The organism is Bradyrhizobium sp. Rc3b, from assembly GCF_900114915.1.
Taxonomy (GTDB): Bacteria; Pseudomonadota; Alphaproteobacteria; order Rhizobiales; family Xanthobacteraceae; genus Bradyrhizobium.
On the sequence record NZ_FOUS01000008.1, the window covers coordinates 177,299 to 201,635 of the forward strand.

The window sequence follows — 24,337 nt, forward strand, 5'->3', positions numbered from 1 at the left end:
GCGCTGCGCGCTCCGTCCGGGCTACCCGCCAACAGAGCCCGCGCCGGAAGCAGGGGAGCCCTGTCCGCCCCAAGTTCCCGTTGCGCGCGTTCCCCGCGTGCGCTATCCGGCCACAAAGGCCTGAGGCGGCACCACATTTTCCCGCCCGGCCGGTCAAACCGAGGACGGAAACCGCCATGCCAGCCTATCGCTCCCGCACCACCACCCACGGCCGTAACATGGCGGGTGCCCGCGGCCTCTGGCGCGCGACCGGCATGAAGGACGCCGATTTCGGCAAGCCGATCATCGCGGTCGTCAATTCCTTCACCCAATTCGTGCCCGGCCACGTCCATCTCAAGGATCTCGGCCAGCTCGTCGCGCGCGAGATCGAGCAGGCCGGTGGCGTGGCCAAGGAGTTCAACACCATCGCGGTCGACGACGGCATCGCTATGGGCCATGACGGCATGCTTTACAGCCTGCCGTCGCGCGAGCTGATCGCCGATAGCGTCGAGTACATGGCCAACGCGCACTGCGCCGACGGCCTGGTCTGCATCTCCAATTGCGACAAGATCACCCCCGGCATGCTGATGGCCGCGCTGCGGCTCAACATCCCCGTCGTGTTCGTCTCGGGCGGGCCGATGGAGGCCGGCAAGGTCAAGCTGCAGGGCAAGACCAAGGCCGTCGACCTCATCGACGCCATGGTGGCCGCGGCCGATAGCAAGGTCAGCGACGACGACGTCAAGGTGATCGAGCGCTCGGCGTGCCCGACCTGCGGCTCCTGCTCGGGCATGTTCACCGCCAACTCCATGAACTGCCTGACCGAGGCGCTGGGCCTGGCGCTGCCCGGCAACGGCACGGTGGTGGCAACCCATGCCGACCGCAAGCGCCTGTTCGTCGAGGCCGGCCACACCATCGTCGATCTCGTGCGCCGCTATTACGAGCAGGACGACGCATCCGTGCTGCCGCGCAACGTCGCCAACTTCAAGGCGTTCGAGAACGCGATGACGCTCGACATCGCCATGGGTGGCTCGACCAACACCGTGCTGCATCTGCTCGCCGCCGCCCATGAAGGGCAGGTGGAGTTCACCATGAAGGACATCGACCGGCTTTCCCGCCGCGTGCCCGTGCTGTGCAAGGTCGCCCCGTCGGTCGCCGACGTGCATGTCGAGGACGTGCATCGTGCCGGCGGCATCATGGGCATTCTGGGCGAGCTCGACCGCGCCGGCCTGATCGACACCTCGGTCTCGACCGTGCATGCGCCGACCATGAACGACGCGCTGGAGCGCTGGGACATCAAGCGCTCCAAGAGCGAGGCGGTCCGCACCTTCTTCCGCGCTTCGCCCGGCGGCATTCCGACCCAAATCGCCTTCAGCCAGGAGCGCCGCTACGACGAGCTCGACGCCGATCGCGAGAAGGGCGTGGTGCGTGATCTCGAGCACGCCTTCAGCAAGGATGGCGGCCTCGCCGTGCTCTACGGCAACCTCGCGCAGGACGGCTGCATCGTGAAGACCGCCGGCGTCGATGCCTCGATCCTGAAATTCTCAGGCCCCGCGCGCGTGTTCGAAAGCCAGGATGCGGCCGTTGAAGGCATCCTTGGCGGCAAGGTCGTCGCCGGCGAGATCGTGGTCATCATCTACGAAGGCCCGCGCGGGGGCCCCGGCATGCAGGAGATGCTCTATCCCACGAGCTACCTGAAATCGATGGGCCTCGGCAAAGCCTGCGCGCTCGTCACCGACGGCCGCTTCTCCGGCGGCTCTTCGGGCCTGTCGATCGGCCATCTGTCGCCGGAAGCCGCCGAAGGCGGCAACATCGGCCTGGTGCGCACCGGCGATCGCATCGCCATCGACATCCCGAACCGCAGCATCAGCCTCGAGGTCTCCGACGAGGAGCTCGCCAAGCGCCGCGCCGCGGAAGAGGCGAAGGGCGATGCCGCCTGGCAGCCGGCTGCGCGCAAGCGCAATGTCTCGACCGCGCTGCAGGCTTACGCCGCGCTCACCACCAGCGCCGCGCGCGGTGCCGTGCGCGAGGTCAAGCGTCGTCCGAAATAACGCCTCGACCCGCCACAGACGGGAGTCGATTCCTCCGAAGCGCTCGCGGTCCCCCCGCGAGCGCGCAGATGGGTTTTGCAGGACACACAAATGAAGCCGGGACGGGGGGTCGCAAAGGAACGGCCCCCGCCTCCTGGGGTGTGGGCTATTGGGGGTGGAGGCGAGAGCCGCTTTGCGAAGTGGGCACCCGACGTGCGGGCTCGCCCGCCAGGCCCTGTGAATTTAGTGTATTTGTGCGCGTTTTGCTATTTAATTTTTATTAATTTTGTTTGTTTTTTTATTTAATCGTGCAATCCTAAGAAAAATAACCCGAAATCCATTTTTCCGAATCCGGCCGGGCGGTCGCCGTATCCTCCGCGACGGTGCGGATGCCAGTAGCGGAGTAAGCCATGAGTCAATCTCCATCGCTCGTGCCGCCCATGACGACAGACCGGGACGTCTACCTCGTGCTCGATGATTTTGGCCGGCGGCTCGGCCGCGCCTGGTGCGAAACTGCCGAGGAGGATGCCAATCGGGCGACCCTGCTCAGACATCTTGTCGAGGGGCAATATCTCCATCCGGCACGTGTCGTGGCCTTCAACACCGCGGAAGGATGGTCACGAGATGCCACCGCAGAAATAGCGGACGAGCTGCGCCGCCGCTTTGTCGAATTCGAAGAAACTGATCCCTCGCTGCTGGAGTTTCTGGAAAGAGCGGCGAGGCACTGATAGCTCGACCTTGACGGAGGCGGATGAGCGCTTTCGCGTTAATGCGCGTGGTCAATGAGTTCTTACCGGTCGGCTGCGATCGGCCGTTCGCATTAAGGATGCCCCGACGAAGTTCGGCAGAGCAGGGTTTTGCGGCGTATACTCCCGCGACCTTCGCAAATCCATTTTGGGCAATTGGGGCACCACCGCAATGTCGCGTACTCTCGCTGTTGTTTTCTCGACCGCCGTCGCCGCGATTTCCATGACGGGCGCAGCCTCCGCCGGCTGTTACAATTGCTACGCACCGCCGCCGTGCCAGACCTGCTATCAGCAGCAATACGTCGCGCCGCAATACCGCACCGTCGACGAGACCGTGATGGTCTCCCCGGGCTCCGTCGTCGCGCATCGCACGCCCGCGCAGTACCGCACCGTGATGGTCCCGCAGACCGTGATGGTTGCGCCGCCGAGCGTCCAGTACGAGCGCATCCCCCCGCAATACGCCACGCGCCAACGCGTCCAGATGGTCTCGCCAGGGTATTCCTATTACGCCCCGGTGCAGATGGGATGCGCGTCCTGCGGGTACTGAGCGAAAGGCAGTCACGAAGAACATTCGCGCGGCGCTCCTCACCGGGCGCCGCGTTTTCTTTTGCGCGGTGTAAAGGGAGCGGATCTTTGAACCGGTAAGCCCTTGTTGCCGAGCTACATGTACCAGAGGGCGGCAGTGCTTTGCGCGGAGCTTGAGGCGTCGTCCGAGAGATTCTATCAGGTCAGCGTCAATACCATATGGACTGTGTGAGGTTCGCGGCGTTCTGCGCGTTCGAACCCAAATCTGCCGAGCACCCTGAGCATCGCAGCGTTGTCCGGCAGCACCTCCGCGGTCAGTTCCTTAAGCCTGGCTTCGCGGGCAAGGCTGATTAGGTGGCGCAGCAGCAGTCCGCCGATGCCGCGTCCTTGCCAGGCGTCGATCACCATGAAGGCCGTCTCGGCGCAGCCGGGCCCGGCTGCGACATATCGCGCGCCGCCCACGATGGTGCTCCGACCTGCATTCGCCACGCACGCGACCAGCGCAACGTGGTCCTTGAAGTCAACATCGACGAAAAAGGCGCGCTCCTTCTCGGAGAAATGACGTTTTAGCATGAAGAAGCGGCGCTGGAGGGACTGTGTGCCCACCTCGCCAACCGCGGCCAGCATGGCGGCCTCGTCATCTGGCCGGAGAGCACGGATCTCCACGGCCGTTCTGTCGCGGAGCTGTTCGTTTCGCGCGTAATTTGCTGCATTCGACATGCGTTCGCGTCGCAATTGTTGAGCCGCTACGTGACCACGGCACCCGTCTCATCAGGCCGCCTTCAGCCCTTTGCCGGTTGATTTGGATCAAGCCTGCAGTCCCGGTCCGGCCGCTAGGCTTTCCGCATGGAGCCAATCAGCCGGGCGCGGGCCTCAGACCTTGAAGACACTTCGCCAACTTTTTTCCACCAGCGACGTCGTTCAGCTCGTGATCCGGCTCGGCTTGCTTGCACTGCTGATCCTGTGGACGCTCCTGATCATCCGTCCCTTCGTGCCGATCCTGACCTGGAGCGCGGTACTTGCCGTGGCGTTCTATCCGGTCTTCAACTGGCTCGCGAAATGTTTGGGCGGCCGCCCGCGGACAGCGGCGGTGCTCCTCACCTTCACCATGCTCGGCATCGTTATCGGTCCGGCGGCCTGGCTCGGCCTCAGTGCGGTTGAGGGCGTCAGGGAGCTCGCAGGGCAACTCGGCAGCGGCGATCTCGTGCTGCAGGCGGCGCCGGAGCGGATCAAGGACTGGCCGCTGGTTGGGCCGCAGCTCTACGATCTCTGGAATCAGGCCTACACCAACATCCGCGCGGCCGTGCGCGAGGTTGCGCCATATCTGAAGCCGATTGCCGGCATGATGCTGTCATTCGCAGGCAGCGCCGGCCTTGGCACCCTGCAGTTCCTGATGTCGGTGCTGGTCGCCGGATTTCTCTTTCCATATGGTCCGCAGCTCGTCAGCGCAATCCGCGGTTTCCTGTTCCGCATCGTGCCGGAACAGAGCGAACATTTCCTCGAGCTGGCGGCTGGGACCATCCGGGCGGTGTCGCAGGGCGTCATCGGCGTCGCCATTATCCAGGCGCTGCTCGCCGGCATCGGATTCAAGCTGGCGCTCATCCCGAGCGCGGGGCTGCTCGCCGTCATTGTTCTGCTGCTGTCGATCGTGCAGCTCGGTGCGGGGATCGTCCTCATTCCGGTCGTCATCTGGATCTGGATGGACAAGGACGTCACCACGGCGCTGCTCCTGACCGTATTTCTCGTCATCGTCGGTCTCCTCGACAACATCCTGAAGCCGCTGGTCATGGGACGGGGCCTCTCCACGCCGGCGCTCGTCATCCTGATCGGAGTGATCGGTGGCACGCTCGCGCATGGGATCATCGGTCTGTTCATCGGACCGATCATTCTCTCGGTCGCCTGGGAACTCGCAGCGGCCTGGATCCGCATCGACCGGGCCGTGCCGCCTGCGCAGCTTGTCGCTGACCGTTGACTTAAACGTCTCAGCGATGGCGGCGCTGCTTGAATGCCTTGCACGACGACGAGGTCGAACATGGCTATTGAAAATCTGAAGCTCCCCGATGAAGCCGTGTTCGAGCGCATCGAGTCGTAGTGGGGACGGCTCGATTTCTTGGTTCATTCCATCGCCTTTGCGCCCAAGGAGGCTCTGCACGGGCGCGTCGTTGATGTCGACCGCGACGGCCTTCTGAAGACGATGGACGTGTCTTGCTGGTCATACATGTCGTTCTCAGCGATAGTGCAGGGCGATCAGCTCGGCGACGCAGGCGGGCTTCTTGCCGCCCTTGATCTCGATCACGAGATGATAATTCACGCGCAGTCCGTCCGGCGGCACGTCCTCGGCTTCGGCGACCGTGACGCGGCCGCGCAGTCTTGAGCCCGCCGGCACGGGGGCGAGGTACCTGATCCGGTCAGCGCCGTAGTTCAGCGTGTTGCGAAGGCCCTTCAGGCCGATGACAGAGCGGATGAACAGCGGCGCCAGGGCAAGTGACAGCAGGCCATGAGCGATGGTTTTGCCGCCCGGCATCTCCTTGCTGGCACGTTCCTGATCCACATGGATCCATTGTTCGTCGCAGGTCGCCTCGGCGAACTGATTGATGCGTGGCTGGGTGATCTCGATCCAGTCGCTGGCGCCGATCTCGGTGCCGATAGCGGATTTGATCTCGTTGAAGTCGCTGAATATGCGCATGATCGCTCTGCTCAAAGTCTCATTTCCAGGACGCTGTCAGGAATGGCCAGTTCGGCCTCGGTGACGGCCATGACCTCTCCGACACTGATGCCGGGCGCCGTTTCCAAGAGGGTCGCCCTGCCACCAGGGAAGCCGATCACGGCCATGTCGGTCACGACAAGGTGGACGGGCCGCGCCGAGGTCAACGGCAGCGAGCATTTTGCCACGATCTTCGACTTACCCTTGGCCGCGTGCTGCATGGCGACGATGACGCGCTTGGCACCGCTGACGAGATCCATGGCGCCGCCCATGCCCGGCACCATCTTACCGGGGATCATCCAGTTGGCGAGATGGCCATGCGCGTCGACCTGAAGCCCGCCGAGCACCGTGACATCGACATGACCGCCGCGGATCAGTCCGAAGGACATCGCACTGTCGAAGGTTGAGGCACCCGGCAACGCGCTGATGGGACGCCCGCCGGCGTCGGTGAGCGTCGGATGAGCCATGCCTTGCTCGGGAATCGGCCCTGTGCCAATCAGCCCATTCTCCGACTGGAAGAATACCTTCAGATCTGATGGCACGTAGTTTGCGACCAGGGTCGGAATGCCGATGCCGAGATTGACAAGATTGCCCGTCTTCAGCTCCTTGGCGACTCGCCGGGCGATGATGATCTGGGGATCCATGATGTCACCCGTTGGTGATGAGATAGTCGACGAGCGGCGCGGGGGTGACGACGTGATCGGGCGCAATCACGCCAACGGGCACGATATGCTCGGCCGTCACGATGACGGTGTCGGCCGCCATCGCCATGACCGGGTTGAAATTGCGCGAGGTGAGCGCGTAGGCGAGGTTGCCGAGATAATCGGCGAGGAAGGCGTGGACGAGGGCGAACTGGGCGCGCAGCGCCGTTTCCAGCAGGAATGGCTTGCCGTCGATCTCGATCTGACGCTTGCCTTCGGCGACCAGCGTCCCGACGCCCGTGGGCGTCAGCACACCGCCGAGACCGCATCCGCCGGCGCGGATGCGCTCGACGAAGGTCCCTTGCGGGACGAGATCGACCGAAATCTGGCTCGCCAACATCTGCTGCTGCGCTTTTGGATTGAGGCCGATATGTGTTGCGGTCAGCTTCGACACCAATGCCTGATCAAACAACTTGCCGACGCCCTTGCCGGGCGTCGCCGCGTCGTTCGAGATCAAGGTCAGGCCGGTCTTGTTCTGGCGCACGACTTCGTCGAGCAGGCGCTCCGGCGTCCCGACTCCCATGAAGCCACCCACCATAACGCTGGCGCCCGCCGGAATCATTGCGACGGCTTCTTCGATGGAAATGGCCTTCATCATTGAACTCCGGGATCGGCCCACGATGGCAGAAGGCGGCAGTAGGCGGATGTTGGCGCCCGGTGCCTCTCGTCCTTTGATCTGCGTCAAGGCTTCCGCTCATTCCGATCCTGCTGCGTCGATACCGATGCTCCCTAGTACCTCGCGCCAGAGCTTGCGAACGGCGGCATGACGTTGTTCGAGGGCAGCACTCACCGCATCCCGATGCGGCGCAAGGTCCGTGCCCTTGAGGAACAGAATCTGGGATTGCAGCAGCCGGCTGCTCTCGAACTCGATCCGTCGCAGCGCCGAGACAAAGGGATCCTGCACATTGGCCTCGATCGGGAGCAGCGCGGCCGGTCGGATGCCCGCATGCACGGCATGGGCAAGCGTTGCAAGGTGAACCGCCTGGGCGAGACGAGGGTCCGGGATTCCGTCGATCGGGGCGGGCAGCCAGGCGGTCTCCCAGGGCGCAACCATGTATCCCAAGGCAAAATCCGGGGTCCAGGAAGTTGCGCGCATCAGCAGCGAAACGATCTCCGTCTCGCGATAGAACTGTGCGTTCAATTCGGTCTGCCACGCCGCGTCGAGCCTTACAGGCAGCGTGAAGGCGAATTGCCGGGCGAGGGCGCCATGCGCCGAGATCAGGAATGCTGCGATCCGCGTCTGCTGGCCCGGTGGAACGCGGCCGTCCAGCTCGAGCGGACCCAGGAATCCGCTCATGCCAGCGCTCGCTTGACCGGGATAGCGCGCAGGTGATCGTAACCGTCAGGGAACGGTGTCAGCTCGCCGCCGGGCTCCTCGGGCGCTATCCATACAGCTTGATTGCCTTGCCAGCGGCCGCCCAGCACATCGTCGGCAAAGCGCGCGAGAAGATCGGCCGTCAGCGCACCTTTTTCCAGTGTGAAAGCGTGATACGCCTTGGGAATGATCACTAGCGAGCTGTTCGGAATCTCAACCCGCAGGGTCTCGTGCAGATGACGCGGGGTCAGAAAATCGAACTCACCATTGAGGATCATGGTCGGAGCCGAGATCGCTGACAGGTGGGGCGTTAGCGGTTGGAAGTCGAGAAAGGACTCCATCAGATTTTGAAGCGCATAGACATCGTTCACCAGCCAGCCTTGGCGCTTGACGCTGTCGAGCTTGTCCAACAATGGCTTCAACCACTGGTCGGAGAGGTTCATAGGCAGCAGTAGATCCTGGAGATAGCCTGTTCCTCCCAGGATCAGGCCGGTCCGGAGGGCGTTGCCGAGAAGCAAAAGCTGCGGCGTCAGCTCGGCGAAGCAGCTCATTGGTACAAGTCCGGACAGCCGCTGCCCATGCTCGATCGCATAGCGGAGCGCGATCAGGCCGCCGAAGCTGATGCCGCTCAGGAAGACCGGCCCCTCGCCAAGCGCTTCAATCAGACGCCTCAGCGCGGCAACCTGGTCGTCCTGACTGATAAAGAGCGTCGGCTTGTCGGAGACCCCTTGACCGAGGAGATCGAAGGTTGCCACGCGAAAGCCTCGTGTCAGCAGCGCCTCGCGATAGGCGCCCCATAGCTCGGAATATTGTGTCAGTCCATTGACGAAAACATAGGCCGGCGCTCTCGCCGGCCCATCGAGCTCGTAGCGTATTCGATACGAGCCGTGATTGAGAAAGGGCATCGCACAAGACTACCGACATCGCTGGCTACGATGCTCAACTGTCGCGAGCGGATTCCGTTGAGCTAGATCAAAGATCCCCGTTGCGACCTTCCTAGCGTTTCAAGAACTGTCCAGGGAGGAATCCGTCATGTCCACGACCGGTTTCGTGAAACGTTGCTCCGTCAGCCTGATTGTACTGCTGGTCGGCACCGCTCTGGCAGTTGCACAACCCTTCACGCGCCGCTCGTCGCAGGTGCAGCATGACGGGCTGAAGAAGACCTACGAGATCGCCAACTTCCGCCTTGGCGGCAAGTACGACCTCTCCAATCCCTCCAAGTGGGAGAATGGCGGCGAGGGGGGTGTCACGCTCGAGTCCCTCGGCGCTGGCAAGTTGAGAACAGCCTACATCGCCATCGGTAACGCGCGGCGCAACGCCGCAGGCGAGATTACCAATGCCGTCGTGATCAACTCCTATTATTCCGGTGACTCCACCGACATGTACGAGCAGTGGGTCAAGGGCGCTGCCTTGTCGGGGGGCGTCCCGATCATCGGTTCGGGACGCCCGATCGATACAGACCGCTATTATGTCATCATGGTCGATCCGCTCGGCACCTGGGGTGCAAGCAAGCCGTCCGATGGGCTCGGCATCAAGTTTCCGCAATACAGCTACTACGACATGGTGCAGGCGAACTATCGTCTGCTGCGCGATGAACTGAAGGTCGCGCGCGTTGCATTGGTCACGGGCGTGTCCATGGGCGGTACGCAGACCTATGTCTGGGGCGTCATGCACCCCGAATATGTCAGCGCCTTGATGCCGATCGGCGGCACCACGCAGTCGGATGGAGAGGATCCCGTCGGCAATTGGACGTTCCAGATGATGACGGCCGCGATCCAGGGCGATCCGGTCTGGCAAGAGACCAAGGGCGACTATTACAAGCTACCGAAGGAAAAGCACCCGGTGCCGGGTGTCGCGTTCGGCTGGTCGATCCTTGGCATGACTGGTTATGACTTCGCATTCCGCACAACCCAGAACTGGGGCGCCGTGCAGCCCGAAATTTTCTACTGGGATCCGCCGAACGAGAAGGCCGGTTTGAACGTCATCAATCGCGCCAAGCTCTATGACGCGGTCGATCTCGTCTGGCGCAACCGGGTCGGCGAGACCCACAACGTTAATCCCTATCTCGGCCGCATCCAGGCGCGCACGCTGGTGATGCACATCACCAACGATCTCTGGCTCAACTTCAAGCTGGCGCAGCAGGCGGTCGATCGCGTGCCCGGCGCGGACCTGATCGCGCAGGAAAGCCCGGTCGCGCATTACGGCGTATTCCCGATCATCAACCAGCGCAAGAACGATCCGAAATTCGTGGCTTTCATGGACGACGTTGCAAGCCTCGATCGCGCGCAGAAATTCGCCGACAAGAACTATCGCGTGCCCGGTGTTGCCGAGAAGATCGATCCGGAAAAATCCTTCTGGAAGGATTTTGTGACATATCCCTATCCGGTCAAATTCTCCAACGCCAAGGACAAGAGCGGCAAGTCCTGGCAGATCGGCTACATGGATGAATACAACGGCACCGACAGAGACCCGAAGGTGCTGGTCATCATCCACGGCAAGGGCGCCTTCGGCGGCCACTACGGCAACATCATGCAATATGCGCTGCGGAGCGGAGTGCGCGTGATCGTGCCCGACCTGCCGCATTATGGGATGTCCGGGCCCGGCAATCTCGACAAGAGCCCGGCGCGCACCATGCAAGACATGCGCGAGGTGATCTACGACCTCGTCGTCAATCAGCTCGGCGTGAAGAAGGCGGTGTATCTTGGCCACTCGCTCGGCGGTCAGTTCGTGATGGGCTATGCCCTGACCTGGCCCGACGCCGTGCAGGCGCTGGCGCTCGAAGCGCCATCGGGCCTCGAGGAATATCCGCGCGACATCACGATCGCCAAGGACAAGAAGGCAAAACTGTTCGACCCGGATCTCGGCCGCGACTTCGACAAGTGGAAGTCAATCTGGGATCAGACTGGCATTCTCGCCGCTGAGAAGGCGCGCGACGAGCAGGGTGTCCGCGATTTCTTCTATTTCAAGAAGCGTGACCCAAACACCGGCGCAGTGTCGGCGGCGAAGAGCGGGTATTTCTACAGTGACAGTGAATATGCCCGCTTCCACACCGATCAGCGCGTCGGCCTCATCAGGGGCAACCCGAAGGAGCTCGATCAATGGTGCAACGTCTTCATTTTCGACATCTATACCATCGGGGCTGAGCTCCAGCAGGACGACCCGAAGAACCTCTACGAGCGGCTCACGCAGATCAAGGCGCCAATCTTCCTGGCCTTCGGCGACAAGGAGCCGTTCATCCCGACGCCCGCCTTCAACGGGCTGACCGATCTCGGTCGCGATGTGATCTCGCCCTTCATGACGCGGATGACCAATGCCGGCAACCGACCAATCCTCAAGATCTACCCGGAAACAGGGCACTTTATTCACACCGATAATCCGGTGGAGTTCTCGGTGGACGTCGTGGATTTCGTAACCAAGGGTAGTGTCGACACCTCTTCGCCGTCGAGCATTGAGCGCATGATAAAGGGGGCCGTGGTATCTGCCCTGCCGGTGGCGCCGACTCCTCCGGGAGCCGCGCCTACGGCCGGCCTGAACAAATAGGGCCGCACATGGCAAGGGTGCAGGCAGGTGAGGTCCAACTCGGCTGGCGGGAGTGGGGGCAGGGCGACGTCACGGTCGTCTTCATCCACGGCAATCTCGCCAGCAAGGATTGGATCGAGCTTGCCGCGCCACTGTTTCCGACGGGCCTGCGCGTCGTCGCCATCGACTGGCGTGGTTGCGGCGACAGCGATCGGCCGAAGCCGACCGCGAATTACACCAACTATTCCATGCAGCAGCATGCCGAGGACATGCTGGCCGCCCTCGATACGCTCGAGATCAGCTATTGCCATCTTGCTACGCATTCGACCGGCGGCATCATCGCCGCGCGCATGCTCTTGATGCAACCGCAACGCTTCGGCCGTGTGTTCTCGCTCGATCCGGTGACGCCGCTCGGCATGGCTTTCAATGCCGATCAGATCGGCCTTTTCCGCGCGATGATGGCGAACAAGGAATTGACGCGAACGATCATGGCAACGGCGGCGTCCTCGCTGTTCGTGCCCGAGAGCATGGCGCCGAACGCGATTCCGCGTTTTCGCGAAGGACTGCCTGAGATCCAGGCCCTGTTCGATCGCATCATCGACCAGACCTTTGGCGTCTCCGAAGGCATCTGGATCGGCACTGCTGTCAATCTGACGCAGGAGAAGGAAAGCCGCGAGCTGGAGCGCCGGATGCCGCAGCTACGGCATCCGCATCTGGTGCTGTGGGGCGAATGGGACGGCTGGATTCTTCCGGCCGACCTGCGTGTGATGGCTGAGGCGATGCCGGATTGCCGCCTCGTCATCGTGCCCGGCATCGGGCACTCGATGAATCTCGAACGGCCGGCACTCTATGCCGGCTATTTCGGTGCCTGGTTCGGAGGACTTCCCGCATGAGCGAAACCGTCTGAAAGGAGCGACATCATGGTCGAAATTAATGTGTCCGCCGAGAGCATGCGTGCGCGGAGCGGCAGCCGGAGCTCTTGCGGCAGGAAGCGGCTCCTATAATCAGGGCTGCTATTACGACACTTATGGCAACTGGACCTGTCCGCAGGGTAATCCCTACTATCCCTATTGATGAACGCAGAAGCGCAAGTGAGGTCGGTTATGGCCGGAACGAACAAGCTCTCGGTCGAGAAAGCTCTCGAAAAATTGCGTCAAGATGATCAGATCAAATCGAGCGGAGAGCAGCGTGACGAAAAGAGTGAAGACCTGCGTCGAGAGATCAAGCGCATGAGGGCGCAGCGATCGCGGCTTGATCGGGCGCCCTCCAAGTAAAGCGTAGGTGTGTCCAGGCGTGACCATCTAAGTTCGCACGGATCGAGCCGGCCAAGGCTGGAGTAAAGCGATGTGGGTGCTGATGTACGTCTTTTCCTACTCGATCAGTCCTGCCGCGACGAACGACAAGGCGGAATGGCGACTCCTTCCGACGGTTGTCTTCCAGGAGTTTTCCAACGAAGAGCGGTGCCGGAAGGCCAAAGCCACGCTTGAAGGAAGCTTGAGCGAGGCGGGTGCCAAGCTCCGAAGCGGCTTGGAGGATCTCAAGAGCCTGGGTAAAGCGGATCCAGCTCAGATCATCATCGCCTACAACGTCGAATGCCTGCCGAAATAGGCCCCATGCCGCGGTTTTGCCCGGGTGCCCGCATCTGTGGACGCGAATCGGTAATCGGTATGAGACCGCAGGCATCGTACCGATCGGTCCAAATTGGGTCCAAGTTCGCGTTGCGCTCAGTCCGAAGCTAAGCTAACTCCCTGGCATTGGTACGAGGGAAGGGTGGCCGAGTGGTTTAAGGCACCGGTCTTGAAAACCGGCGTGCCCGCAAGGGTACCGTGGGTTCGAATCCCACCCCTTCCGCCAGTCTATCCGAACGGGGTCTCTCGGTCGGGCTTTCCCGAGCAGGTGATCGGTGGACCAGGCGTTAAATCCGGACGGGCTCGGCAAGCTCAAGCTCCGCATTCAGGCGTTGCGCGCCAAGACCATCGCCAATGGCTGTACCGAGGACGAGGCGCTGTCTGCCGCCGCCAAGGTTGCCGAACTGCTGGATCGCCACGATTTGTCGCTCTCCGACGTCGAGTTGCGCGCCTCGCCGTGCGAACGGAGGGTCTTTGAGACCCATCGCAAGAAGCGAATTCCGCTCGACGACTGCATCGGCGCGATCGCTCATTTCTGCGATTGCCGGGTCTGGCGCGAGAAGAACCCGGCCGGCGAGAACATCTATGTGTTCTTCGGTCTCGGCGCCGATGTCGAGGTCGCGCATTACCTGGCCGAGCTGATCGACGGCGCCGTGCGCGCCGAACTTGGGCGCTTCAAGACCTCGGTCGACTACGCCCGGTTCCGGCACCAAGAGCGGCATCTGGCCAATGCTTCCTTCGCGCTCGGGATGGTGGCGTCGATCGCGGACAGGCTGGTGGCAATCAAGGCCAGTCGCGATCAGGTCAACGAAGGCACCGGCCGCGGGCTGGTGGTCCTCAAGACCTCGGTGGTCGATGCAGAATTCGACAAGCTCGACCTCAAGCTCCGGACCCAGCGCAGCACCGGACGGATGGTGTCGATGACGGCCTATGAAGCCGGTGGCGACGCCGGAGCGTCGCTAGCCATTCATTCCGGCCTTGGTAGAGCGCGGTCAGGGGCCACTGCCAAAGGAAGCTGAGCGCATCAGGGCGCGTGAGCTACGCCGTGCCACACGTGCCCTACGCCCGTCTTTTTCGAGTGGGCAGCCTTGGCAAACCGAAAACCTCAGCTCTTCGGACCGCCACCCTTCAGCGCGTTCCAGGCGGCCTGGTTCGCTTGATCGAACGCCTTCCGGGACTCGGCGAGCGCCTCGCTCAGGACCGTCCAGGATTCGCTGCCGGCCTGCTTCAGCTTCTGCAGACGCGCTTCGGCTTCGGACGCATCGGATTTCATCTGCTTGAGCGCGGCATCGACATCGACGGTGCGGGCTGCGGTCACTTTACCCGCGGCCTCGCGGAATTTGTCCGCCGCTTCGCGCCAGGCCTTGGCTTGGGCCGCTGCGACGTCCTTGAAAGTGGCTTGCTGCTGCTCCAACTGTTTGCCGGCGCCTTCGAAGTAGGTTTTCACTTGGGCCTCGAATCCAGCCCACTGCTTTTCCAAATCGGCCTTGGCGTCCGTCCAGGCGGCTTCACCTGCTTCCGCCTGGGTCTTGAGCATCGCCTGAAACGCGTCACGGCGCGTCGTTAGATCGGACAGAAGTTGATCCGTCTTCACCTTGGACTCGGCCTTGGCCTGACCTGCCTTGACCTCGAACGAGGCCAATGCGGCGTCCATCTCGTCGATCCGCTCCTTGGCCCAATTGAGGTAGAAGTGCATGCTGCTCTGCTGTGACATGGCCGTCTCCATCTGCTTTCCGACGTGAGGTTCCCAGAGCTTCGGCCTGCTCGTATTGACCTGTCTCAATGATGTTGTGGTCTCACGAAATTGCGACGGCGCACAGCGCAGACTCAGTGCCTGGCAACCTCGACCTCCTGGATTCGTGGAACCCCTTGAGCATTCAGCGCGTTTAGACGCGAATGCAAATTGCGAGGTCCACCTGCTTCACAGCTCATCGACCCTGATCCCCGGCAATACCGTCTGGCGGCGGTGCAAAGCGCGGCGCGTGGCGGTTCTGAACGATGCTGCCGCTTATTTCGCGGCCCTGCGCGAGGCGCTGCTCGCGGCGCAGGATCTCGTCTACATCGTCGGGTGGGATATCCATAGCGAGACCAGGCTGGTCGGATCGTCGGGGCGGGCGGATGACGGCTTGCCGGAACAGCTCGGCCCATTTCTGCGCGCCCTCGTTCACCGCCGGCCGGACCTGCGGATCAACATTCTGGTCTGGGACTTCGTCTCGTTCTACGCCTCCGAACGGGAATGGAATTCCGCGGCCAAATTCACCGCCGACACGGACGGCCGCGTCCGATTTCATCTGGATTCCACGCTTCCGTTCGGCTCGGCCCAGCACCAGAAGATCGTCTCTATCGACGGTTCACTGGCGTTCGTCGGCGGGCTCGATCTGACGATCAGACGCTGGGACACGAGCGATCATCGCGTCGATCACGAACTGCGCTGCGACCCCCAGGGCAAGCCATACCCGCCGTTTCATGATGTTCAATGCGTGGTCGACGGGGATGCTGCCGCCTCGCTGTTCGAACTCGCCGAGGAGCGCTGGCGTGCGGCAGGCCAACAGATGCAGGATCGGCATGCGCAAAAGAGTATGCGCTGGCCGTCGCATGTGCCGGTCGAGGCTGAGCTCATGCCGGTTGGGATCGCCCGGACCGAGGTGGTCTGTCCTGCAGGTTCGACCATCAGGGAGGTCGAACGCTCCTTGATTGCAGCGATCCGGTCCGCGACGAGCTTCATCTACATCGAGAACCAGTTCACCAGCGCGATCAAGATCGCGCGGGAGTTGGCGGAGCAGATGCAGCGCGTGCCGTCGCTCCGGGTTCTGGTCGTCGCTCCAAAACTGCATTCCTCGTGGCTGGAATCCCAGGCCATGCAGAACGGCCGTGGCGCGTTCATCGACTGCTTCAGCGAGGCTGGCGTGGCAGATCGCATCCGTTTCGTCTACCCGGTCACACGAGAGGGAGACACGGAAGCGGCCGTGATGGTGCACAGCAAGCTCATGATCGTCGATGACAGGATCTTGAGGATAGGCTCGGCCAATTTGAACAACCGGTCGATGGGCGCCGACAGCGAATGTGATCTGATTTTTGAAGCCGCATCCGACGAACATCGGGAGTCCGTCGCTTCAGTTCGGCGTCGCCTGATAGCCCATTTTTGTGGCCTCGACGAACGGAGCGTCAGGCAAAACGACGATCGTCTTCTTGCTCTTATGGACGAGGTGTCGAAAGCCGACGGCCCGAAGACGCTGCGGGCAGTGGAAGCCTCAGTCCTGACCAGCACTCTGGCCACGATGGTTCAGCCGGTGGCGGACCCTGAGCGGCCCCTTCATCTCGAGCGGGCGGCATCGCGCATGTGGAGCACGAAGACCGTCATCGGGATCGTATCGATCGCCGTGGCGCTTTTTGGCTTGGCAATAGCCTGGTCGTACACTTCCTTGAGCGATTTGGCCGACACGGGCCGCGTCTCGAATTTGCTGTCGACTTACTCCCAATCCGTCTGGGGGCCGCCACTCGCAATCGCGGCTTTTGTCGTCGGCGGGCTGGTGGTGTTTCCGGTGCTCGTGCTCATTGCAGCAACGGCTGCCGCGCTTGGGCCATGGCTGGGTTTCGCCACGGCGATCGCCGGCGTCTTGCTCAGCGCCTTCATCCTTTTCGTGATCGGGCGGGCCCTCGGACGGCAGCGGCTCCAGCAGTTGCTCGGACGACGCGCCGCGCGGATCCAGGATCGCGTTGTCGGCAAGGGCGTCCTGGCTGTCGTCGTCATCCGGATGATTCCCATCGCACCGTTCTCGGTCGTGAATGTCGTGGCTGGCGCGAGCACGCTGCCTTTACGCGACTTCCTGCTCGGAACCTTGCTTGGCATGACGCCCGGTATTCTTGCCATGGCCGTGCTGGGGGCTCAGATCGCGGATTTGGCCCGCAATGCATCCTGGAGCAGCATGTTGCTGTTGGTGCTGGCGTTCCTGGGCTGGCTCGGCGTTTGCGCAGGCGCGCAATTCCTCGCGACCTGGCTCGCCGGGAGGCGCTGATGGCGCCGGTGCGTTTCATGACGTGGAATGTGCACGGCACGTTCAATCTCAATCCGAAGTTCGATCTGGAGGGGGTCTGCTCCATCCTTCGCAAATGGGCTCCTGATGTCGTCGCGCTTCAGGAGGTGGATTCGCGATCGAGGTCCGACGATCCGTTTGCGAAGCTGGCGAGTGTCGTCGGCGATCACCGCGTTCACGCCAAGTCGATTGTCACCGCGGATGGCGACTACGGTCAGATGCTCCTGAGCCGCTTTCCGTTCTCCGGGGTGCCCGAAATCGTCGACGTGTCGTATCGGGAGCGCGAGCCGCGCAGGGCCATTGCCGCTGGCCTCCTGACGCCGGTCGGTGACGTGCGCGTGGTTGCCACGCATCTCGGCCTGAGCATCCACGAGCGGCATGCCCAGGCACAAACCCTGGTGAGCCTGGTGAAACCCGGGAGGACCGTCGTCCTCGGCGATTTCAACGATTGGTTTTGGGTCAAGTCGGTGCGGCGCGTGCTCGCGCAGGCCTGCCCCAACCGTACGCGGCTGCGCACCTTCCCATCGCGCTTGCCCCTGATGCGGCTCGACCGGATTTATGCGACCTCTGATAGCCGGATCGCGAAAGTCTGGACCGACACGGAGGCGAGGGCGTTCTCGGACCACCTGCCCGTCATCGCCGAGGTTGATATCCAGGGGCCTTCGAGAGCCTAGAAAAAGCTTTATTCTACAACGGCATAGCTACTATGCATGGGGTTGTTTTTCGATATTTGTTGGGGCGGCGTTCGGGCGGGGCGGACCGCTCGAGTTCCAATTTGCAGGGCCGCCGGGTCCGCCCAGTGGAACCCTTTCGCCGGGTCCGCGTTGTCTCCGCATGACTGAAGACCTTTCCTTCCGACGCAAACCCCTGACCCCCGAGCAGCGCCAGGCGCGCGATGCGGCACGCCGGATCGAGGCCGAAAAGGCCATGCGCGACCATGAAGAGGCGCAGAAGGCGTTTTACGCCAACAAGGAGCGGCTGAAGGCCGAACGGCTGGCGCGCGAGGCGGCGGCGGCGAAGGCCTGATCCAGCGCGGGTCCCGCCCGCAATCTTCTGACGCGATCTGTCCGGGCGATGCCGCCGGCTAGTGCCGTTTCGGCGTCCGCGTCGCGCTCCAAGCCAGCCTCAGCGCCTGGACGGCCCCTGTGAACGCGCCGCGGGGCGATTGCGCCTCGATGGCTTCGGCTGCGATGCGGCAATCGTCGGCGACCTTGAGCAGCCCGCTTTTCGCGAGGTCCATGGTGGAGAGGGCGGCCTGCTCCAGGCAAACCCGTTCAAGCCGTCGAAACTCCCGCAGCTCTTTGTTCATGCGTCAGCTCTCGGTATGCCCCAAGCCATGCGGCGCTGAGTCTGCTTAACGATCAGTAAAGGATCTCTGCCTAGCCGAGCCGGCTGGCGCCGGGCTTGTGCGGGCCATGCACGCGCCCGGCGCGGGGGCGCATCGGCAGGCTTGACGGCGTTTGGCTTCCGCCGGAAGCTTCAACTGATCCGAACTGACGTGAAGCACGGGAGACGTTCGCCCCCAGCCAGTCCGACACCTATCAGCGCAAGGTCAAATGGAGCTGACCATGACCACGTTCGACAAGCGCGAGCAGGGCTTTGAGGCCAAGTTCGTCCATGACGAGGAATTCATGTTCAAGGCCACCGCCCGGTCCAACAAGCTGCTCGGGCTTTGGGCTGCAGGCCAGCTCGGGCTGAGCGGCGATGCCGCGGCAAGCTACGCAACCACGCTGGTGACGGACCATCTGGAGAGCCGGGCGATCGCCGATGTCGTAGACAAGGTGTCAGGCGATCTCGCCGCCAAGGGCATCGCGCGTGAGCAGGTCGCGCTGAAGCTTCAGGAGTGCCTGCACCAGGCGCTGGCGCAGCTCGAAGTGGACAAGCAATAAGGCCGACCTTGGTAACCTCACTCGGCCTGCTTGCGCGTGCCGGAGTCACCGAGCTTGTCGACATAGGCAATGCCGATCGCCGAAACGACGAAGGTGAGGTGGATCAGCACCTGCCACATCACGCCGGTCTCGGTGAAGCCGGCGCGGTTCGAGCCGAGATTGCCGGCCTCGATGAAGGTGCGCAGCAGCGCGATCGAGGAGATGCCGATGATGGCCATGGCGAGCTTGATCTTGAGCACGCTCGCATTGACGTGGCCGAGCCATTCCGGCTCGTCGGGATGGCCCTGCAGGTCGAGCCGCGAGACGAACGTCTCGTAGCCGCCGACGATCACCATCACGAGCAGGTTGGAGATCATCACGACGTCGATCAGCGCCAGCACACTCATCATGATCTGCTGCTCGGTGAGGTCGAGGGCGTGCCAGGAGAGGTGCCAGAGCTCTTTCAGGAACAGCGCGATGTAGACGCATTGCGCCACGATCAGTCCGAGATAGAGCGGCAGTTGCAGCCAGCGCGAGCCGAAGATGATCATCGGCAGCAGGCCGAGGCGCGGCGAGGGCGAACGAGGTTCGGATTGGGGTGAAGGCTCAACCGACATTCAGGCTGCATCCTCGCAATCGAAACGATCGCTTTCATCTAGCCCGACAACATGGCCGGCGGAAGACGCGCCGCACGTCCCGCCATCGGCTGATCGCGCCATTTCGTGCTAGCGTGCCGAACGGCCATCGCGCGACGGTGTGGATCGGGAGGCGGGGAGTGACGAGGAGCGGCTTTCGCAGATGGTCCGGCGGCATCGCGCTTGCCGGCGCAATCATGATTGGCGCGGGCACCGCGGAGGTCTCGGCGACACCGCTGACGCCGTTTCGCTACGAGGCGCAGGCGCAGCGTCATTGCCCGCACGACAAGGTGGTCTGGCTCGACTTCAGGAAGGGCATCTACTACCGCAAGGGTCAGAAGCGGTACGGCCAGGGGTTCGACGGCAGCTTCGTCTGCCTGAACGAGGCCCGTGACAGCCGCTATCGCCGCTCCCTGCTGGGTCTGCGCTGAGTGGCGCGTGACGCCGGCTATTTCTGCGCCGGCAGCCTGACCGGCACGTGCGGGGAGGTGCTGATGACCCGGGGGCTTCCGTCCGGATAGGTGCGGTCGCCGCGGATCAGGGATTCCAGGACCAGGAAGAATTTCTCGGCAAGCATTTGTGTCACCCTCGTTGGTGATGGCCTCTGGAAATGAGTCGAGGCACCGAACGCGGGAATTCAATCAACAGATTGGGAGCGGGACATCGGCGCATGATGCGCCGCGGTGGAGCTGTGCTGGAGGGTAACGAAGCGGGGCTCAGGCGAACGCCAGTGCCACCAGGCTCGAGCAGAGCAGAACCAAGCCGCCGGCGGTCAATGCCAGGAAGCCGTCAGATACCAGGTCATGGTTACGCATGTGACACCTGCCGCTCTCGTTTTCGATGCTCGCTCGGATCGATCAAAATTGTCCGAACGCGCCGCTTGAAAGAGGTGATGCTTGCCGTCTGCGCGAGTGCCGTTAGGCCCTCGTGCGGTAACCTTCAAACGCATGGGCCAGGAAGATCCCCGCGCTTACCAGACCCATCAGTGCCGAAACCGTCTCGATCATCGTTAAATTCCAAATCCCGCCCTTGCATCCGAGAGAACGCGTGCGGCCTTGCACAGTCAAAAGAATTCCAGTGAAGGCAGCGACAATGGGGGTGGAGTGAGGATTCGGCGCAACAGAATGTCCAGCCGTGGCACAGGGTTGGCGCCATCGCTCCGTAGAACAACGGAAAAATGCGAACGTCTCGTTTACCATCCCGGCGGGATCGCTGTGGGCTCCCCATTTCCGCCGTGTTCGGGTTGCGTTATCGTTACCGCATCCGACGCGGTGGTGGGCCGCCTCGGATTAAAGGACCGGACAGCGCTCCCCGTAGCCAAAGCGGGGTGGGTACGCCTCCGGCAAAGTGGTATTTGGGGCGCATGGGGATCCGACGGTCAGATTCGGTTTTGCGGGCCGCGCGTGGTGCTGCGGCGGTCGCGGCCTGCGTTGCGCTGGCCAATTGCGCCTCCTCCAACAAATTCGCCAGCCGCGTCGATCCGAAATATGGCGTGTCCTCGAGCCCCCGGGTCGTGGCGTTCGGGGACCCGGTCCCGAAGGGCGGCGGCACCTACCGCGTCGGCAAGCCCTATGTCGTGGCCGGCCGGACCTACGTGCCCGAGGAGGACGTCAACTACCGCGCCGAGGGCATGGCGTCCTGGTACGGCGATGACTTCCACGGCCGCCTGACCGCCAACGGCGAAGTGTTCGACATGACCTCGCTGACCGCGGCGCATCCGACCCTGCCGATGCCGTCCTATGCGCGAGTGACCAATGTCTCGAACGGCAAGTCGCTGATCGTGCGCGTCAATGACCGCGGCCCCTATCACGGCAACCGCCTCATCGATGTCTCGAACAAGGCCGCCGAACTGCTTGAATTCAAAGGCAATGGCGTCGCAAAGGTCCGCGTCGAATATGTCGGCCGGGCGCCGCTCGAAGGCTCCGACGACCGCCAGCTTCTGGCGACCCTGCGCACCGGCGTTCCGGCGCCGTCGCCCTCGATGGTGCGGGTCGCCTCGGCCAAGCCCTTCGTGCCGGAATTGCCGGGATCGAGCCGCGGTGCCATTCGCGGCGACGTGCCGATGCCGGAGGGGCGGCCCTATAATCTCGGCACCACCTCCGCCGACATGGCCTCGCTCAATGCGACCTCGGAAATGTCGGCCTCGAGCCGCGGCCGGGGCCGGGCGGTCCACAACACGCGCGCCGTGTCCTATGACGCGGACGGCCGCTACGCGGCGGAGAACGCGCCGTCATCGGCCGACGGGGCCGCCGAGGCCCGCAGCATCCTGAGCGGCCGCGGGCTCTATTAGGCTGCGCTTTCCTTCAGGAATTGCACCAGCGCCGCGTTCACCTCGTCGGGCCGTTCCTGCTGCACCCAATGGCCGGCGCCCTCGATGATCAGCTTCTGCTTCAGATTGGGCAGCACGCGCTCGAGCTCGTTGACGCGCTTGGCACCGATCAGGCCGGTGATGACGGCGTCCCTGGAGCCGGCGATGAACAGCGAGGGCTGATGGATCTGCGCGTCCTGCCAGGGCGCCGTCAGCTCCCAATTGCGGTCGATGTTGCGGTACCAATTCAGCCCGCCGCGAAAGCCGGACTTGCGGAAGCTCTCGGTGAAATAGGCGAGGTCAGCCTCGCCGAGCCAGCCGGGCAGCGGCTCCTCGGTGGTGGCGTGGCTGAGAAAGCCCTTGCCCTCCTGCACGAACATGGCGGCAGTGGGATCGGCAAGGCCGCGTCCGCCGAGCACGATGCGCATGGTGCGGGCGACGTCTCGTTCCAGCTCGGCCTCGGCGACGCCGGGCGCCTGGAAGTACTGCCAGTAGAAATTGGTGACGCCGCCCTGGCGCAAGAGGTCGAGCGGCTTGCCGCGGCCGCGGAACGGCGGCGGCACGCTGAGGCCCGCGACCGCCGTGAAGATGTCGGGCCGGAACAGCGCCGCATGCCAGGCAACCGGTGCGCCCCAATCGTGGCCGACGACCATCGCCTTGGTCTCGCCGAGCGCCTGCACGAGACCGACCATGTCGCCGACCGTGTCGAAAATCGAGTAGGCCGCGACCTCAGGCGGCGCGGCGCTCTGGCCGTAGCCGCGCATGTCGGGGGCGACGACGTGAAACCCGGCCGCGGCCAGCGCGGGGATCTGGTGGCGCCAGGAATAGGACAGCTCCGGCCAACCATGGCACAGCACGACCAGCGGACCCTGGCCGGCTTCGCGGATGAAGAGATCGATGCCGTTGGCCTTGATCACGCGGGTGGAGGACATCGCTTTTCCGCCTTGTTTCAGGGGTTTGGTCGAGAAACATAAGGCGCCACGATAGGGGCGCGGCGAGAATCGTGCAATCTCAGGGACAGGCGTCGAACCGCGTGTTGTTCGCATCTGTTCCAACTGTTAGAACGCCTCTCTCAGGGCTTCGCCATGGCATTTCGTCTTCCTTTGCTTCGTCGCAACCGGCTCACCGCCGGAACACTGGCGCGCGGGCTGGTCGCCGCGATTCTGGTGGCAAGCATCGGCTGGAGCGGGGCGCTTCTGGCCGCCAACCAGAGCATCCAGGGCGCCAAGAAGCCGGACGATGCCGGATTCGACGGCGATGCCCCGACCGCGATCCTGATCGAGGCCTCCTCAGGCAGCGTGCTGTTCGAGAAGAACGCCGACGAGCTCCGAGCGCCCTCCAGCATGATGAAGCTGATGACGGCGGAGGTCGTCTTCAATGCCATCAAGAAGGGCGACATCAAGCTGACCGACGAATACCGGATCAGCGAGAACGCCTGGCGCCGGGGAGGCGCGCCCTCCGGTGGCTCGACCATGTTCGCCGCCATCAACAGCAAGGTCTCGGTCGACGATCTCCTGCACGGCGCGATCATCCAGAGCGGCAACGATGCCTGCATCGCGCTCGCCGAGGCCATGGCGGGCAACGAGAAGATTTTCGCGGCGGACTTCATGACCAAGCGCGCCCGCGAGCTCGGCCTGACCAAATCGACCTTCGGCAACTCCAACGGTTTGCCCGACCCCGCCAACAAGATGACGGTGCGCGAGCTTGGCATGCTCGCCCGGCACATCATCCTGGACTTTCCGGAGTTCTACAAACTGTTCGGCGAGAAGGAGTACACCTGGAACAAGATCCGCCAGCCCAACCGCAATCCGCTGCTCAATTCGATGGAAGGCGCCGACGGGCTGAAGACCGGCTATACCAAGGAGGGCGGCTACGGCATGGTCGGCTCGGCGGTGCAGAACGGCACGCGGCTGATCGTCGTCGTCAACGGACTGGAAGACCCGGAGGATCGCGCCACGGAAGCCAAGAAAATGCTGGAATGGGGTTTCCGCAATTTCGAGACCCGCACGCTGATCGCGGCCGAGCAGCCCGTCGGCTACGCCAAGGTGTTCGGCGGCGAGAGCCGCTCGGTCAAGCTCGTCGCCAAGACTCCGGTGAAGGTGATGGTGCACAAGAACGGCAGCGACAAGCTGATTGCGCGCGTCGTCTATAGCGGTCCGGTGCGGGCGCCGGTCGAGGCCGGCCAACGGGTCGGCGTGGTCAGGGTCTGGCGCAGCGGCAACATCGCGGTGGAGACGCCGGTCTATGCGGCCGAAGCGATAGGCACCGGCTCGACCGTGCGACGCGCGATCGACGGCGCCAGCGAGCTCGTGATCGGCATGTTCCGCGCAGGCGCCGAGAAGCTCTGA

The 24,337-nt window shown here is 63.2% G+C and carries 27 protein-coding genes, 1 tRNA gene and 1 pseudogene; 18 read left to right on the forward strand and 11 right to left on the reverse strand.

The window, feature by feature from the left end:
- Window positions 1-176 precede the first annotated feature (176 nt).
- The 3 genes from ilvD to BM190_RS20135 all read left to right on the forward strand — a co-directional run bounded on the left by ilvD (window position 177) and on the right by BM190_RS20135 (window position 3,299).
- Window positions 177-2,027, forward strand: a complete 1,851-nt coding sequence (gene ilvD, locus BM190_RS20125; protein ID WP_092258097.1) for a dihydroxy-acid dehydratase — start codon at window positions 177-179, stop codon at window positions 2,025-2,027.
- A gap of 389 nt (window positions 2,028-2,416) precedes the next feature.
- Window positions 2,417-2,734, forward strand: a complete 318-nt coding sequence (locus tag BM190_RS20130) for a hypothetical protein (protein ID WP_018318026.1) — start codon at window positions 2,417-2,419, stop codon at window positions 2,732-2,734.
- A gap of 241 nt (window positions 2,735-2,975) precedes the next feature.
- The gene (locus tag BM190_RS20135; RefSeq protein WP_091963737.1) at window positions 2,976-3,299 is read left to right on the forward strand and encodes a hypothetical protein; all 324 of its coding nucleotides are present in this window, start codon (window positions 2,976-2,978) and stop codon (window positions 3,297-3,299) included.
- Between the two features lie 176 nt (window positions 3,300-3,475).
- Here the strand turns inward: BM190_RS20135 and BM190_RS20140 are convergent, their stop codons facing one another.
- Complete coding sequence (locus BM190_RS20140) at window positions 3,476-3,997, reverse strand: GNAT family N-acetyltransferase (RefSeq protein WP_092258100.1); 522 nt, start codon at window positions 3,995-3,997, stop codon at window positions 3,476-3,478.
- Between the two features lie 160 nt (window positions 3,998-4,157).
- Here BM190_RS20140 and BM190_RS20145 point away from each other — a divergent pair, with 160 nt between their 5' ends.
- Together BM190_RS20145 and BM190_RS20150 are read left to right on the forward strand one after the other, a co-directional pair.
- Window positions 4,158-5,249 carry an AI-2E family transporter gene (locus tag BM190_RS20145; RefSeq protein WP_092258103.1) on the forward strand — a complete coding sequence of 364 codons (1,092 nt, stop codon included), beginning with the start codon at window positions 4,158-4,160 and terminating at the stop codon, window positions 5,247-5,249.
- Window positions 5,250-5,339: 90 nt separating this feature from the next.
- A pseudogene (locus tag BM190_RS20150) lies at window positions 5,340-5,519 on the forward strand (SDR family oxidoreductase); the annotation flags it as partial.
- On the opposite strand, the gene BM190_RS20155 reads toward BM190_RS20150, so the two are convergent.
- The 5 genes from BM190_RS20155 to BM190_RS20175 form a co-directional block, all read right to left on the reverse strand.
- On the reverse strand, window positions 5,505-5,963 hold the full coding sequence (locus BM190_RS20155; protein ID WP_092258106.1) for a MaoC family dehydratase: 459 nt from the start codon (window positions 5,961-5,963) through the stop codon (window positions 5,505-5,507). The pseudogene BM190_RS20150 and the gene BM190_RS20155 overlap by 15 nt on opposite strands.
- An 11-nt stretch (window positions 5,964-5,974) precedes the next feature.
- Window positions 5,975-6,625 (reverse strand): 3-oxoacid CoA-transferase subunit B, encoded by a 651-nt coding sequence (locus BM190_RS20160; RefSeq protein ID WP_092258110.1) that lies wholly within the window; start codon window positions 6,623-6,625, stop codon window positions 5,975-5,977.
- Between the two features lie 4 nt (window positions 6,626-6,629).
- Complete coding sequence (locus tag BM190_RS20165; RefSeq protein ID WP_092258621.1) at window positions 6,630-7,277, reverse strand: CoA transferase subunit A; 648 nt, start codon at window positions 7,275-7,277, stop codon at window positions 6,630-6,632.
- Window positions 7,278-7,376: 99 nt separating this feature from the next.
- Window positions 7,377-7,979, reverse strand: a complete 603-nt coding sequence (locus BM190_RS20170) for a hypothetical protein (RefSeq protein WP_092258113.1) — start codon at window positions 7,977-7,979, stop codon at window positions 7,377-7,379.
- The gene (locus tag BM190_RS20175) at window positions 7,976-8,902 is read right to left on the reverse strand and encodes an alpha/beta fold hydrolase (protein WP_092258116.1); all 927 of its coding nucleotides are present in this window, start codon (window positions 8,900-8,902) and stop codon (window positions 7,976-7,978) included. The genes BM190_RS20170 and BM190_RS20175 overlap by 4 nt, the downstream gene beginning before the upstream one ends.
- A 127-nt stretch (window positions 8,903-9,029) precedes the next feature.
- On the opposite strand from BM190_RS20175, the gene BM190_RS20180 reads away from it, so the two are divergent.
- The 6 genes from BM190_RS20180 (at window position 9,030) to BM190_RS20210 (ending at window position 14,163) form a co-directional block, all read left to right on the forward strand.
- Window positions 9,030-11,537: an alpha/beta hydrolase gene (locus BM190_RS20180; RefSeq protein WP_092258119.1), complete on the forward strand. Its 2,508-nt coding sequence runs from the start codon at window positions 9,030-9,032 to the stop codon at window positions 11,535-11,537.
- Between the two features lie 8 nt (window positions 11,538-11,545).
- The gene (locus BM190_RS20185; RefSeq protein ID WP_092258122.1) at window positions 11,546-12,409 is read left to right on the forward strand and encodes an alpha/beta fold hydrolase; all 864 of its coding nucleotides are present in this window, start codon (window positions 11,546-11,548) and stop codon (window positions 12,407-12,409) included.
- Between the two features lie 210 nt (window positions 12,410-12,619).
- Window positions 12,620-12,790 carry a hypothetical protein gene (locus BM190_RS40540; protein ID WP_018318037.1) on the forward strand — a complete coding sequence of 57 codons (171 nt, stop codon included), beginning with the start codon at window positions 12,620-12,622 and terminating at the stop codon, window positions 12,788-12,790.
- 70 nt (window positions 12,791-12,860) lie between these two features.
- A complete protein-coding gene (locus tag BM190_RS20200) occupies window positions 12,861-13,124 on the forward strand; it encodes a hypothetical protein (protein WP_018318038.1) in 264 nt (87 codons plus the stop codon).
- Window positions 13,125-13,280: 156 nt separating this feature from the next.
- Window positions 13,281-13,370 (forward strand) — tRNA-Ser (locus tag BM190_RS20205).
- Window positions 13,371-13,419: 49 nt separating this feature from the next.
- Window positions 13,420-14,163 carry a DUF7168 domain-containing protein gene (locus BM190_RS20210; protein ID WP_018320488.1) on the forward strand — a complete coding sequence of 248 codons (744 nt, stop codon included), beginning with the start codon at window positions 13,420-13,422 and terminating at the stop codon, window positions 14,161-14,163.
- An 86-nt stretch (window positions 14,164-14,249) separates the two neighbouring features.
- On the opposite strand, the gene BM190_RS20215 is transcribed toward BM190_RS20210, so the two are convergent.
- Window positions 14,250-14,858: a sll1863 family stress response protein gene (locus tag BM190_RS20215; protein ID WP_143109063.1), complete on the reverse strand. Its 609-nt coding sequence runs from the start codon at window positions 14,856-14,858 to the stop codon at window positions 14,250-14,252.
- 268 nt (window positions 14,859-15,126) lie between these two features.
- On the opposite strand from BM190_RS20215, the gene BM190_RS20220 reads away from it, so the two are divergent.
- From BM190_RS20220 to BM190_RS20230, 3 genes are all read left to right on the forward strand, one after another.
- Window positions 15,127-17,160 (forward strand): VTT domain-containing protein, encoded by a 2,034-nt coding sequence (locus BM190_RS20220; RefSeq protein ID WP_092258128.1) that lies wholly within the window; start codon window positions 15,127-15,129, stop codon window positions 17,158-17,160.
- Window positions 17,160-17,852, forward strand: coding sequence for an endonuclease/exonuclease/phosphatase family protein (locus BM190_RS20225; protein WP_092258131.1), 693 nt, complete (start codon window positions 17,160-17,162; stop codon window positions 17,850-17,852). Before BM190_RS20220 ends, BM190_RS20225 begins: the two co-directional genes overlap by 1 nt.
- Before the next feature lie 160 nt (window positions 17,853-18,012).
- Window positions 18,013-18,204 (forward strand): hypothetical protein, encoded by a 192-nt coding sequence (locus tag BM190_RS20230; RefSeq protein ID WP_018320485.1) that lies wholly within the window; start codon window positions 18,013-18,015, stop codon window positions 18,202-18,204.
- A gap of 58 nt (window positions 18,205-18,262) precedes the next feature.
- Here the strand turns inward: BM190_RS20230 and BM190_RS20235 are convergent, their stop codons facing one another.
- On the reverse strand, window positions 18,263-18,487 hold the full coding sequence (locus tag BM190_RS20235) for a hypothetical protein (protein ID WP_092258134.1): 225 nt from the start codon (window positions 18,485-18,487) through the stop codon (window positions 18,263-18,265).
- A gap of 259 nt (window positions 18,488-18,746) precedes the next feature.
- Here BM190_RS20235 and BM190_RS20240 point away from each other — a divergent pair, with 259 nt between their 5' ends.
- Entirely contained in the window at window positions 18,747-19,067 is a 321-nt protein-coding gene (locus tag BM190_RS20240) for a DUF1476 domain-containing protein (protein ID WP_038970337.1), read from the forward strand.
- A 17-nt stretch (window positions 19,068-19,084) separates the two neighbouring features.
- Here the strand turns inward: BM190_RS20240 and BM190_RS20245 are convergent, their stop codons facing one another.
- Window positions 19,085-19,663 carry a TIGR00645 family protein gene (locus BM190_RS20245; RefSeq protein ID WP_092258137.1) on the reverse strand — a complete coding sequence of 193 codons (579 nt, stop codon included), beginning with the start codon at window positions 19,661-19,663 and terminating at the stop codon, window positions 19,085-19,087.
- A gap of 158 nt (window positions 19,664-19,821) precedes the next feature.
- Here BM190_RS20245 and BM190_RS20250 point away from each other — a divergent pair, with 158 nt between their 5' ends.
- The gene (locus tag BM190_RS20250; RefSeq protein WP_092258140.1) at window positions 19,822-20,112 is read left to right on the forward strand and encodes a hypothetical protein; all 291 of its coding nucleotides are present in this window, start codon (window positions 19,822-19,824) and stop codon (window positions 20,110-20,112) included.
- A gap of 17 nt (window positions 20,113-20,129) precedes the next feature.
- On the opposite strand, the gene BM190_RS41610 is transcribed toward BM190_RS20250, so the two are convergent.
- A complete protein-coding gene (locus BM190_RS41610) occupies window positions 20,130-20,258 on the reverse strand; it encodes a hypothetical protein (protein ID WP_018320480.1) in 129 nt (42 codons plus the stop codon).
- 786 nt (window positions 20,259-21,044) lie between these two features.
- On the opposite strand from BM190_RS41610, the gene BM190_RS20255 reads away from it, so the two are divergent.
- Window positions 21,045-21,971 (forward strand): septal ring lytic transglycosylase RlpA family protein, encoded by a 927-nt coding sequence (locus BM190_RS20255; protein WP_092258143.1) that lies wholly within the window; start codon window positions 21,045-21,047, stop codon window positions 21,969-21,971.
- On the opposite strand, the gene BM190_RS20260 is transcribed toward BM190_RS20255, so the two are convergent.
- Complete coding sequence (locus BM190_RS20260) at window positions 21,968-22,921, reverse strand: alpha/beta fold hydrolase (protein ID WP_092258146.1); 954 nt, start codon at window positions 22,919-22,921, stop codon at window positions 21,968-21,970. The two genes, BM190_RS20255 and BM190_RS20260, sit on opposite strands and share 4 nt — an antisense overlap.
- Window positions 22,922-23,074: 153 nt before the next feature.
- Between BM190_RS20260 and BM190_RS20265 the strand changes: the two genes are divergently transcribed.
- Window positions 23,075-24,337: a D-alanyl-D-alanine carboxypeptidase family protein gene (locus BM190_RS20265; RefSeq protein WP_177237174.1), complete on the forward strand. Its 1,263-nt coding sequence runs from the start codon at window positions 23,075-23,077 to the stop codon at window positions 24,335-24,337.